Here is a 10985-nt window from a genome sequence, read left to right on the forward strand (position 1 = left end):
TGTACTCATGTCACTATTGGCATGAGTACATTGCTTTTTACCTTATAATCTCACTGTAGTAACCCTGCGCTTTCACGATTCGATTGACAATAATAATTAGAATTAGGTGAGAGTGCGCTTTGCTCTAAAAAGTTGTCCTATATTATGACTACCCAAAATGTCATCAAAAAACCCGTTGCCCCGATAACCACAACCAGACGCGGCATTATTACTGCGCTGATCGCGTTCTTTATTTGGGGCGGATTTCCGTTATACTTCAAACAGCTATCTGATTATGATGCGACGGAGATCATTGGTCACCGTATCGTTTGGACGTTTTGTTGCCTACTGATTGTGTTAGTGGCTACCAAACGTTGGGGATGGATAGAAACGCTCAAGCAAAACCCAAGATGGATTGTATTCACCTTTTTGTCTGGTTTAATTATTGCGACCAACTGGCTGACCTATGTATGGGCGGTCAATCAAGACCGTATTCTTGAGGCCAGTTTGGGTTACTTTATCGGGCCATTGGTCGGCGTTGCGCTATCCATGATCTTGTTCAAAGAGCGTTTGCGCACGCTACAATGGGTCGCTATTGGCTTTGCATTATTGTCTGTGGTCATTCAAGTGATGATGCTTGGCAGTCTGCCGTGGATATCGTTGATTTTGGCATTTAGTTTCAGTACCTACGGGACGATTCAACGACAAACGCCATTGACTGCTGTTGATGCCATGTTTGTCGAGACTGCGATGTTAGTACCGTTATGTCTGTGGTGGTTTTGGCAGTCTGATGTGGCAAGTCATCAACTGAGCTTTTGGTTTAGCTCAAATATTTGGCTGCTTATGATCGCAGGTCCAATTACGCTAATACCGCTTTTATTATTCAATAAATCTACCAAGCTCGTTGCATACAGTATTCTGAGCTTTATGAATTATCTGACGCCGACCTTTATTTTCTTTTTGGCGGTGTTCTATTATAAAGAACCGTTCGATTTACAACGTTTGGCAGTATTTGGTTTGATTTGGTTAGGTCTGCTATTATTCAGCATTGACCTGTGGCGCCATCGTCCAAGTAAAGCGTTAAAAGCGGCGCGCCTACGTGAAGAAGCGCTAAAATCGGTTAAGTAAATATTAAAAACACGAAAAAAATTAGCAAACAAGGATGAAAGGATGTTTCATACTCAGTCTGATGTTGTATTTATAAAAGGTCTAAAAGTCGATGCAGTAATCGGTGTGTTTGATTGGGAGCGAGCCATTACTCAGCCATTACTCATTGATATCGCGCTTGAGACTGACATTAGCCGTGCTGCTGTGTCAGATGATGTCAGCGATGCCCTGAGTTATAAAGAAGTCTGCGATGATGTGAGTGAGTGGTGCAAAGAGATTCAAGCAAAGCTGCTTGAGCATTTGGCTGGTCAGATCTCTGATAAGATATTTGCAAAATATGACTGTCAAAAAATAACGTTGAGCATTGCTAAGCCTACCGCTATTGCTCAAGCGGATACGGTAGGGGTGCAAATAACGCGCTATGCGCCAGCATCAACCAACGAGCCAGCTACTAAAGAAGCTGCCAAAGAAGTTAACGTCAGCCAAGCTGATGATGCATAAAACGTCAGTGGATTTGAATGTGGAAATGCTAATACAATGCGCACCTGAGACTGTGCAAGCGCATCCCGTGGTAGAGCTAGTGTTAGCGCTAGGTAGTAACTATCAAGCCGACAAGTATCTCCCGCTTGCTCGGCAGCGCTTGGCAGCGCTAGGTGAGGTGCGATTGTCTACGGCTTTTCAAAATCCTGATTTTACTACAACCTTGGAACAGCCAAAGCCTGACTATACCAATCAATGTGTCCATCTAGCACTGACCACACCTGTGAGCCTACAACAACTACAGCAAACCTTTAGAACGCTTGAAGGTGATTGTCATAGATGTCGACAGACTAAGCCGAATCAAGTACGGCGAGTGACGATGGATATTGATATTTTGATGGTTAAATTGGCTAATATAGAAAATAGCCTAAGCAAAAATTCAATATCTAAATCAATGTCTGATTGGATTGTAATGGCCGATCGTTATCCATTTAAAGCGCACGAGAAAGCGGGAGTCAGGGAATTAACCGCATGCATCTATTGATTAAGCGTTTGAATAGAGTTTGAATAGCGTTTTAAGGGAAAGTCGATGATAAGTAGATAGATGGTAAATTAATTTATTTTAACTGACATTGACACTGACTACATCTAATATTTTTGCAGTACATAAAACTAAGGGGCGTACAGTATAGTGTACGCCCCTTAGTTTTATTTCTTTTGCTGAAATTCTAGTAGTTACTTCTGCTCGTTATCTACGTCATTGATATCAGCACGACCAATCACATCTAAATCCTCTAGACACAGTTTGTCATACTCTTTTTTGCAAAAATTGGGATCAATATCACACATCGCTGACTGCAGTTGATCGAGACGATTCTCTGATTGTTGAATATGTTCGAGCATTTTGGCAAAAGCTTCTGCGACAGGGTCTTGTGAATAAGGGTCGATACCATAAGCACGGAAGGTATTGGTACGTTTGGCAGTAGGGGTAGTGTCTTTAGTTTGATCGTTGCTCTCACCAGCTTGTGCCACTTTTTCTTGTTGCTTGGCATCTTGTACTTTTGTCGCGATTGGATTGCCTTTTTCATCGTGATGATCTGAGATCATGCGAGCTGCACTGCCGACCATCGTAGCCCCTGCTGGTACTGGCTTGACTACCACTGCGTTCGAGCCGATTTTAGCGTTTTTACCGACAGTAAACGGCCCCAAAACTTTTGCACCAGCACCAACGGTTACACCGTCTTCCAGCGTTGGGTGACGCTTGCCATTATTCCAAGACACACCGCCCAAAGTAACACCATGGTATAGCGTCACATCATTGCCAATCTCAGCAGTCTCACCGATGACGACGCCGACACCATGATCGATAAAAAAGCGTCTACCAATCTTGGCAGCAGGGTGAATCTCGATACCTGTCATGATGCGCGAGCCGTAAGAGATCACGCGTGCCGCTAGTTTCTGTTCATTGTTCCAAAGACAATGTGCACCGCGATGCAAAACAAGCGCATGTATGCCCGGATAAGTTAGGATCACTTCCAGACTATTACGCGCCGCAGGATCTCGGGTGAATACTGCATCAATATCTTCTTTCAAATCATTCTTGATGGTAACAAGTGATTTGAATAATTTGGATGGCAATGACATAAAGCGTCCTATCTATTCGTCGGTAGAGTGTCGTCGCGAAAACAGCGATGCCTCTAATCTATGGTCATAAAGTTCGGATAATCAGGAATATATATTTTCGCTAAGCTTCTGCAAGTTATAACAGCTTTATACCGCAAAATATAGTAAAAAGCTGTCAAATAAAAGCAAGCTCATAAACTATGGCTTGTCTTCGTCTTTCAATAGCTTGGCAATCAAAGCGCTTAATAGCTGATACTCTTTTTGATCAAGCTGTAGGCGTGACCCAAGTCTAGACAAGCGTGATGGCAATGATTTTAGATGTTCGCTATTGGCTAGTCCACGCTGCACCATAAGGTCAGTGGTACGCTGAGTGAGCTGTTGCAGCTGCTGATGATTAATAGCCGGCTCATCCCATTGCTGACGCAAATTCACATTGATTGTCGATTGGGCGTCTGTGCTTGTATCCGAATCTAAACTATCAGCTGTCTGAGTGTGCGTTTGAGCATAAGCAAAAATAAAGCTGGCGATCACTTGCACCGCTGATGCGACATTTAGCACAGGGTAAGCAGGATTGGCATCGATTTGAATATGATAATCGGCATAAGCCAATTCTTCATTGGTCAATCCACGGTCTTCACGTCCAAACAGTATAGCAATATTTGGTTTGCTAGAAGTCGCGGTAGATGAGTTATCAACATTACTATCGTCTGCACTTAAAGCTGCCTGTGCATCGATAAAGTCAAACATAATCTTAGCGGCTTGCGTAGGTGTCACGACAGGGCGCGGCATATGACGGCTACGACTGCTAGCAGCAAATACCAATTGACAGCCAGAGATAGCAGATTCTAAAGTAGGTGCAATTAAAGCTGACGATAATAACTCACTGCCACCCGCTGCATGAGATACACTGGTTTCGTCAATCGGTAATTTGGGGTCGATCACCGTTAAGCGAGACAAGCCCATGGTATGCATTGCACGGGCAGCCGAACCAATATTGGCAGGCAAAGTCGTATTAACCATGACTACTTGTAAGCAATCAAGATAGTCGTTCACTGTGCGTGATGATACTGCTAATGAAGCGTCGTTACTCATTATTGTCCCAGTCTCTGATTGATTTCTTGTTCAGCACGGTGTAATGCAATGGCAATCTCTTCGATCAGGACGGCTTGCTCATTGATACGGCGCTCACGGCAGTATTCTTGTAACTGGCTGCTAAGACGGACTAATTGAGTCGTACCCAAATTGGCGCTGGCACCTTTTAGGGCATGAGCAGTTTCAAAGCCATTGGCGTTATCGTCTTTTTGGTGGGCAATTCGCAGCGCTGCAACTCTTTGCTTACTATCAGCAAAATATACTTGTATCAAATCAACAAAGTCTTCTTCGAGCAGGTCACGCATGTCCTCGAACTGTTCATGATTGATAATCTCTTCATCAGTTTGTCCGAGCATATTATTATTTGTAGTGTCATCCATGGTGGTTGTCCAATTTATAAAAGTTAAAGCAATAAGATTACTATAATGAATTTTTAAAACGTAATGCACGTCTTAGCTGTAATGGAAATGTAAGTTCTCTTCACTGACCAAAGTCTTTAATGTCTGCAAGTTATCGTCATTTGGGTAAACGCGCCAGTGTTCAGACAGTCCGACATTTGCGATGCCATAGACCTCATAAATGCTTAGTCCAAGTGGCAGACAGTTATCATTGATAGAAGCGTCAGTATTACTCAGGGCATTATTGGCATAACTGGCTGACATACCGTTTTGATTGGCCGCATCATGGTTCATGTCGCTCTCTAATGCCAATAAATCATTACCGTTTTCATCATACAAACTGCCACTCATTGCAGGGTCGTAGGTACTATTACTGCTACTACCTTGCTCGTCTTGCTCTTGGTTATAAGCCAGACGCGGCTCGGGAATAATGTCAGCTTGGGCTGATTTGAGTAATGGCTGTAGACGTGTGAGCAAATTAATATCACTACCGTGAACTTTGATACTGATTTTTTTGAGCCAACGTAGTCTGGCATCTACCATGCTCATGGCACTATCAAGACGTGCAAACAAACGTCCATCACGCTCACGGATACTGCCTTTGATGATGACGACTTCATCGATTTTCAACTGCTCTTTGACACGATTAAAACGCTCAGCGTAGCAGCTGACCTCGAGTCTCGATGTACCATCATCTAAAGTAATCACGTTGCGATTACCAAAGTTGGCAATATCTATAATAAGCCCTGAGAAATAGCAGCTGCCGTTATAGCCAGTATCGGTTAACTTATCGAGACGTGCACCAGAGGTATAGCGTTTGAGCTCATCCAAATACTCATTGATTGGATGTCCCGTTAAGTACAGTCCCAAGGTGTTCTTTTCCGCTTTTAGGCGGTGTTTGTCACCCCAAATGAGTTCTGGCGTCATGACTAACGGCGGCGCTGCGACCACACCGTCCATTTCACCAAACAAATCCATCATACCGATTTCGCGGTTTTGACGATCTTGTTCAGCGGCTTGTACGGCGCTTGGCAATTGACTCATCAAGGCGCCGCGAATCTCGTAAGCTTCATCGGCTGGCAAGTCAGGTCGTAGCGTGGCGGCAAAGTCATCAAAACAGCCAGCACTGACCAACGCTTCAAGTGTGCGCTTATTGACTTTTTTGATGTCGACACGGCGGCAGAAGTCGTATAAATCTTTAAAAGGACCTTCGCGGCGGCGTGCATCTACGATGGACTCTACCGCACCTTCACCCACGCCTTTGATTGCGCCAAGACCATAGATGATATTGGTCGAAGTATCGGCAACGAAATGCCATTCACTACGATTGACTGAAGGATTGACTACGGTCAACCCAAAGTTTTCACGGCAGTCATTGATAAAGAACACGACGTTGTCGGTGTTGTTCATATCTGAAGTTAAGACCGCTGCCATAAATTCGGCAGGGTAGTATTGTTTTAGATAAGCCGTTTGATAAGCCAATACCCCGTAAGCCGCAGAATGCGAGCGGTTGAAACCGTAACCTGCGAACTTTTCCATCAAGTCAAACACACCGCCTGACGTGACTTCATCAATACCTTGTGAAGTGGCACCCGTGACAAAAATATCGCGCTGCTTAGCCATCTCTTCTGGTTTCTTTTTACCCATCGCACGGCGTAGCATATCCGCACCGCCCAAACTATAGCCTGCCATCACCTGTGAGATTTGCATTACCTGTTCTTGATAGACAATAACGCCATTGGTGTTTTCTAAAATTGGCTCAAGATTGGGATGGTCATAAATGACTTCCTCGCGACCATGCTTACGGTCGATATACATCTCTACCATGCCTGCATCGAGTGGGCCAGGACGATACAGCGCACACATAGCGATGACATCCTCGATATTGGTCGGTTGCAGTTTAGCCAGATATTTTTTCATGCCCATACTTTCTAGCTGAAAGACTGCTGTGGTTTTGGCATCTTGCAGCAGTTTATAGGCTTTGCCGTCATCTAACGGCAAATCCTCTAAAACTAGGGCAGGTACGTTTTCTTTTGCACGGCGCAAATTGATATTTTCAACCGCTGCGTTGATGACGGTTAAGTTACGTAAACCCAGAAAGTCAAACTTCACCAAACCGACAGCTTCTACATCGTCTTTATCGAACTGGCTGACGCGGTGACCTTCATCATCACAGTAGATGGCACTAAAGTCAGTGATCTTGTGCGGAGCAATCAATACGCCACCGGCATGTTTACCGACATTTCGGCAGACACCTTCAAGCTTAATCGCCATCTCCCAAATCTCAATGGCATCTTCATAATCCATATTATCAGGATTAGAGATCAAGTCTTTGAGCTGTGGTTCTTGCTCAAGCGCTTGGCTCAGTGTGATGCCAGGCGTTTTTGGAATCAGCTTGGATATTTTATTGGCTAAAAAGTACGATTTGCTTTGTACGCGTGCCACATCACGCACAACCGCTTTTGCGGCCATAGTACCAAAGGTAATAATCTGCGATACGGCATCACGGCCATAGGTTTGCGCGACATAATCAATGACGCGGTCACGACCTTCGATACAAAAATCGATATCGAAATCGGGCATCGATACCCGCTCAGGGTTCAAGAAGCGCTCGAACAGTAGATCGTAATGAATCGGGTCAAGGTCGGTAATGTTTAGGGCATAGGCGACCAACGAACCTGCACCAGAACCACGTCCAGGGCCTACTGGTACGCCATTGGCTTTTGCCCAACGGATAAAGTCCATGACGATTAGGAAGTAACCAGGGAAGCCCATAGATAGAATAATATCTAATTCATATGCAAGGCGCTCATCGTATCTCTGACGGAAATCGTTCCAATTGTCCGTACGTGCTTCGACAGGAAACAGCTTATCTAAGCGCTGCTCAAGACCGCGTTGTGACTCTGCACGGAAAAACGATTCAATCGTCTCGCCTTCAGGCACAGGAAAATCAGGTAGGACGTTAATGCCAAGCGTTAAGGTGACATTGCAGCGAGTTGCTAAGCGCAAAGTATTGTCAATGACCTGCGGAATATCAGCAAATAATTGCTCCATCTGAGCTTGTGTTTTTAGATACTGCTCATCCGAGTAAGTCTGCGGACGGTTTGGATCAGCAAGGACATAAGAGCCTGCAATACAAACGCGGGCTTCATGAGCATCAAAATCATCTTGCTCTAAGAAACGCACGTCATTATGCGCAATGATAGGGATATTGTGTTTGGCACCTGAGTGGATGGCTGCTCTAATAAAAGCATCTTCGCCTGAACGATTGGTACGCTTGATCGCAAAGTACAAACGATCATTAAATTTTTCCTGCCATTCAGTAAGTAGTTCATCGGCCTTTTCTGGCATCGAGCCGACCAATGCTTGACCCACGTCTGACTTTTCTGTGAGCAGTACAATCACACCTGCTGCATGCTCTAAGATATGACTGCGCTTAATAACCGGCGTACCATGATTGACAGGATCAGCGCGACCTTCGGTAAACCCAAGCGATACAATACGGGTAATGTTCTGATACCCTTCGTTATTCATCGCGAGCAAGGTAAGGCGTGTGTCTTCATTATCCATGATGACTTCACTGCCAATAATAGGCTTGATACCCGCACCTAAACAGGCACGATAAAACTTCACCGTGGCATATAAATTGGACAAATCGGTCAATGCCAACGCGCGCTGATTGTCAGCCGCAGCAGCTTTTACCAGCGGTTTAATACGCACGATAGAATCGGTGATGGAATATTCGCTGTGAATGCCAAGATGTACAAATGCCATAGAAGACTCTTACTGGTACGATCAAAGAAATAAGCTACCGATAAAATAACTGATGATTATCAATCAATTATACTGATATCTAGAGGCCGATAAGACCTCGATAGCCATATTGATACGTTTTAAATGGGGTCGTCAATAATAGCATTATTTGCCGCAGACAGCCACAGGTTCAAAGGGTTTAATCTGCGCAAGTTAAGTCATTACGTCATAAAAACTCGGTTATAGGCAACATCAAAAAGCCCTCAATACAACAAGGTATAGAGGGCTATGTGACTGATAATTAAAGACAGTTTTTTAGTAACCAACCACCGCTGCATCGACAATACGTGGATCAGACGATCCATAAACACCGTTTGGTGTGAGCATGATCGATTGTGTAGATCCCATCGCGGATTTTGGACTGACGGTATGACCCATTGATTCGAGCTTTTTCACGGTATCAATATTCAGTGCTTTTTCAACGCGAATCTCATCAGGTAGCCATTGATCATGGATACGCGGCGCATGTGTTGCCTCAGCGATATTCATATCATGATCGATGACGTTGGAGATAATCTGAGTGACAGTCGTGATGATGCGGCTACCACCTGGACTACCCGTGACGATGTAAGGTTTGCTGTCTTTGAATACGAGTGTCGGACTCATAGAAGACAGTGGACGCTTATTGGCTTCCACCGCATTGGCGTCGCCACCAAGTAGACCGTAGCCGTTTGGTACGCCCGGTTTGGCAGAGAAATCATCCATTTCATTATTGAGCAGAATACCTGTACCGTCCGCAACGAGACCAGTACCATAAGAGAAGTTTAACGTATAAGTATTGGCTATCGCATTGCCATCTTTATCAACGATAGAGAAGTGTGTGGTTTGATCACTCTCGTACGGCAGAGGGTTGTTAGCTTTGATAGTAGCTGCTGGCGTGGCTTTATTTGGATTAATCAATGTACGCAGTTTGTCTGCATAAGCTTGTGAGGTTAGACCGCTGGCAGGTACATCGATAAAGTCGGCATCTCCCAGATACTCAGCTCGATCTGCATAAGCCAACTGCATCGCTTCCGCCATTAAGTGAATGGTTTGGGCGCTATTTTGTCCGTAGTCTTTGAGCGGATAGCCTTCTAAGATATTTAAAATCTGTACGATGTGAATACCACCAGAGGAGGGCGGCGGCATAGAGACAATCTCATAGCCACGATAGTCGCCTTTGACAGGTTCGCGAGCGATGGCTTGATAATTGGCTAAGTCCTGTAGGCTCATGCTGCCGCCAGCTTCATTGACTGCTTTGACCAATTTTTGAGCGGTCTCACCCTTATAAAACCCATCGGTACCCTGTACCGCAATCCGCTTTAGCGAACGCGCAAGCTCAGGCTGTTTTAGACGTTCGCCTGGCTGATAAGCGCTGCCATCAGGCTTAAAAAATACTTTTTTAGTACTTGGCCATTTTTGCAGGCGATCGCTCAGCGCCGTGAGTGACTCGGACAAGCCAGCAGTGACTTCTATGCCGTCTTCAGCCAGTGCAATCGCTGGTGCCATAACTTGCTCGCGGCTCATCGTACCATGCTCTTCTAATGCTTTTAGTAGTCCTGCTACTGTCCCTGGCACGCCAACGGCCAAGCCATGATAGCGAGATAAGTCGCTGACAGCATTGCCTTCTTTATCAAGGTACATATCGCGTGAGGCGCTACTTGGTGCTTTTTCACGGTAATCAAGCGCCACTGTTTTGCCTTGCTTGGCATCATAAATCATCATAAAACCGCCACCACCGATATTACCCGCACGCGGCAAGGTTACTGCTAGGGCAAAACCTACTGCAACGCCAGCATCTACTGCATTACCACCGTCCTTTAGAATCTGTAAACCGATATCAGAGGCAAGCGCTTCTTGGGTCGCTACCATGCCGTTTTTTGCCCAAACTGGATGATGAATGGCGTCTTCAGAATAGATGGCTTGGTCATTATTAGCATTGTTAGCATTGTTCGATGTGGTGTTAAGTGTATTGGTCTTCGCTCGCGTGATGCGCTTGGTTTCAGAGAGTACCGTTGGACTATCGGCCATGATGGCCAAGTTTATGGCACTGGTATTGATTGATGTATTGTTGACCGTGGCGTTACTTGTTGAGGCCGTTGACTCTACAGCCTGTACAGATATAGATAGCAGAAGCGTACTGGTAATGAGCACAACGCTAGATTTGAGTAAGGTATTAATTTTTGGTTTACGCTGCTGAGCGGTTCGATGGTGGCGAGATAATAACTGTGACATCGCAAAGTCCTTTTTACGCGAGTTGAAAGCATAGAGCTAGGAAGTAGGTAAGCCTAAATAGTAACGAAAATATGAAATAGTAGAAAGTTGTTTATTATCTTTTGTGGTGTACGCTTTTATAGCGTTTAGCTGTATCAGCTATATTTCAAGTAAACGGGGCTGATTTTCAAGTAAATGAAGCTACTGATAAGACAACAGTTATACAGAGAAAATTATTTATGAATGAAGAAATTCTTTAGAAATATTCGCTAATATTACTAAATTGTAACGTCTTGTGAT

At 44.7% G+C, this 10985-nt stretch carries 8 protein-coding genes; 3 read left to right on the plus strand and 5 right to left on the minus strand.

Annotated elements, in window-relative coordinates; translation table 11 throughout:
- Window positions 1-144 precede the first annotated feature (144 nt).
- The 3 genes from rarD to AK824_RS06125 are packed head-to-tail and all read left to right on the plus strand — an operon-like array spanning window position 145 to window position 2110.
- Window positions 145-1107, plus strand: a complete 963-nt coding sequence (gene rarD / locus AK824_RS06115; RefSeq protein WP_057759820.1) for an EamA family transporter RarD — start codon at window positions 145-147, stop codon at window positions 1105-1107.
- A 42-nt stretch (window positions 1108-1149) separates the two neighbouring features.
- Entirely contained in the window at window positions 1150-1587 is a 438-nt protein-coding gene (gene folB / locus AK824_RS06120) for a dihydroneopterin aldolase (RefSeq protein ID WP_057759823.1), read from the plus strand.
- A gap of 25 nt (window positions 1588-1612) precedes the next feature.
- A complete protein-coding gene (locus tag AK824_RS06125) occupies window positions 1613-2110 on the plus strand; it encodes a 2-amino-4-hydroxy-6-hydroxymethyldihydropteridine diphosphokinase (RefSeq protein ID WP_227511230.1) in 498 nt (165 codons plus the stop codon).
- Between the two features lie 191 nt (window positions 2111-2301).
- Here the strand turns inward: AK824_RS06125 and cysE are convergent, their stop codons facing one another.
- The 5 genes from cysE to ggt form a co-directional block, all read right to left on the minus strand.
- Window positions 2302-3210 (minus strand): serine O-acetyltransferase, encoded by a 909-nt coding sequence (cysE, locus tag AK824_RS06130; RefSeq protein WP_057759825.1) that lies wholly within the window; start codon window positions 3208-3210, stop codon window positions 2302-2304.
- A gap of 177 nt (window positions 3211-3387) precedes the next feature.
- The gene (locus AK824_RS06135; protein ID WP_057759829.1) at window positions 3388-4281 is read right to left on the minus strand and encodes an RNA methyltransferase; all 894 of its coding nucleotides are present in this window, start codon (window positions 4279-4281) and stop codon (window positions 3388-3390) included.
- Window positions 4281-4661, minus strand: coding sequence for an Hpt domain-containing protein (locus tag AK824_RS06140; RefSeq protein ID WP_057759831.1), 381 nt, complete (start codon window positions 4659-4661; stop codon window positions 4281-4283). The genes AK824_RS06135 and AK824_RS06140 overlap by 1 nt, the downstream gene beginning before the upstream one ends.
- Window positions 4662-4733: 72 nt before the next feature.
- Window positions 4734-8453, minus strand: a complete 3720-nt coding sequence (gene dnaE, locus AK824_RS06145) for a DNA polymerase III subunit alpha (RefSeq protein ID WP_057759834.1) — start codon at window positions 8451-8453, stop codon at window positions 4734-4736.
- A gap of 294 nt (window positions 8454-8747) precedes the next feature.
- The gene (ggt, locus tag AK824_RS06150) at window positions 8748-10706 is read right to left on the minus strand and encodes a gamma-glutamyltransferase (RefSeq protein WP_057759837.1); all 1959 of its coding nucleotides are present in this window, start codon (window positions 10704-10706) and stop codon (window positions 8748-8750) included.
- Window positions 10707-10985: the final 279 nt, after the last annotated feature.

The sequence above is a fragment of the Psychrobacter sp. P11G3 genome, assembly GCF_001435845.1.
Classification (GTDB): Bacteria; Pseudomonadota; Gammaproteobacteria; order Pseudomonadales; family Moraxellaceae; genus Psychrobacter.

Bases quoted from the DNA above. Each gene is read 5' to 3' on its own strand.
- rarD (WP_057759820.1), top strand. From the start codon at position 145: ATGACTACCCAAAATGTCATCAAAAAACCCGTTGCCCCGATAACCACA.
- folB (WP_057759823.1), top strand. From the start codon at position 1,150: ATGTTTCATACTCAGTCTGATGTTGTATTTATAAAAGGTCTAAAAGTC.
- AK824_RS06125 (WP_227511230.1), top strand. From the start codon at position 1,613: ATGCTAATACAATGCGCACCTGAGACTGTGCAAGCGCATCCCGTGGTA.
- cysE (WP_057759825.1), bottom strand. From the start codon at position 3,210: ATGTCATTGCCATCCAAATTATTCAAATCACTTGTTACCATCAAGAAT.
- AK824_RS06135 (WP_057759829.1), bottom strand. From the start codon at position 4,281: ATGAGTAACGACGCTTCATTAGCAGTATCATCACGCACAGTGAACGAC.
- AK824_RS06140 (WP_057759831.1), bottom strand. From the start codon at position 4,661: ATGGATGACACTACAAATAATAATATGCTCGGACAAACTGATGAAGAG.
- dnaE (WP_057759834.1), bottom strand. From the start codon at position 8,453: ATGGCATTTGTACATCTTGGCATTCACAGCGAATATTCCATCACCGAT.
- ggt (WP_057759837.1), bottom strand. From the start codon at position 10,706: ATGTCACAGTTATTATCTCGCCACCATCGAACCGCTCAGCAGCGTAAA.